Genomic DNA, 1,143 nt, shown 5'->3' on the forward strand with positions numbered 1-1,143 from the left:
GCACGCCGCGCAGCACCCGCAGCCAGGCTTCGGCCGCACTGCCCAGCCCAGTGAGGCCGGCGTACAGCAGCAGCTTCAGCGACGGTTGGTTGACGTAACCCAGCAGCAGCAGCACCGACACGCCACTGGCCAACGCCGCCACGCCCGAGCCATAAATAGCCATGCACACGCCACTCAGCAAGCAACCAGCCACCATCAGCCAGAAGTAGCCCGAGCGCCGGGCCGCCGCGTGCCGCGGCAGCTGCACCAGCTGCGCCACTACCACAAAAGCGTTGAACACGAGCATGTTCACACCGCCTCGCTCGCGCCAGAACAGCCAGTCGAATAAGAATACGCCCAGCGGCAGTAGCAGCTTTTGGATGGCGGTGAGCGGGGGGCGAGTGGTAGCGGGGACTTCGGCCGGAAGCGACCATTCACCTGCCGGTTGCAAAGATGGATTCATTATTAAAGAACTTTGTGATTCAAAGTAACAAGGCAAAAAAAAGAGCGCAGAGGGGCGCGAATTCGCAAAATCAGGGCCGCAGCAGCTTCTCCAGCGTTTCGAGGTGCTGTTGGAAGGCAGTTTTACCAGCGGCGGTGGCGGAGTAGGTGGTGTTGGGCTTCTTGCCGATGAATTGCTTGCTTACGAGTACGTATTCGGCCTTTTCGAGGGCTGCCACGTGGCTGGCGAGGTTGCCATCGGTCAGGTCGAGCGCCTCCTTCAGGTCGTTGAAGCTCACCGACTCGTTTGCCATGAGCACGGCCATGACGCCGAGGCGCACGCGGTGGTCGAAGGCTTTGTTGAGGGTGTGGATGAGGTGCTTCACGCTTATTCCGGGAATTAAGCCGCCGCGGAGCCGGCCGCTTCGGCCCGCTCGTAGCGGTTGTACATCAGCAGGCCGTAGCCGATGTGGCCCAGGCCAAAGCCGAGCGCAAAGTAAATCAAGCCCCAGCCGGGTTGCAGCATAGCCAGCAGCCCCAGCCCAATCTGGGTGAGGCCCAGCCAACGAATTTCGTCCAGGGTGTATTTGCTCGCATTCAGCAACGCCAAGCCGTAGAACAGCAGCAGCCCGGGCACCACCATGCCGGCCTCGCCGCCCAAGTACAGGCGCAGGCAAAACAGCCCGCCCGCCACCAGCCGCACGGCCAGCGCCACTGCCAGCC

The 1,143-nt window shown here is 62.3% G+C and carries 2 protein-coding genes and 1 pseudogene; all 3 read right to left on the reverse strand.

The features are described 5' to 3' along the window. On the reverse strand, positions 1-442 hold a 442-nt coding region (locus ACYVDE_RS23560; protein WP_460503963.1), incomplete at its 3' end, for a hypothetical protein. A 70-nt stretch (positions 443-512) separates the two neighbouring features. Further along, entirely contained in the window at positions 513-806 is a 294-nt protein-coding gene (locus tag ACYVDE_RS23565) for a winged helix-turn-helix domain-containing protein (RefSeq protein WP_460503965.1), read from the reverse strand. A 14-nt stretch (positions 807-820) separates the two neighbouring features. Further along, a pseudogene (locus ACYVDE_RS23570) lies at positions 821-1,143 on the reverse strand (hypothetical protein); the annotation flags it as partial.

This window comes from Hymenobacter agri (assembly GCF_054778495.1).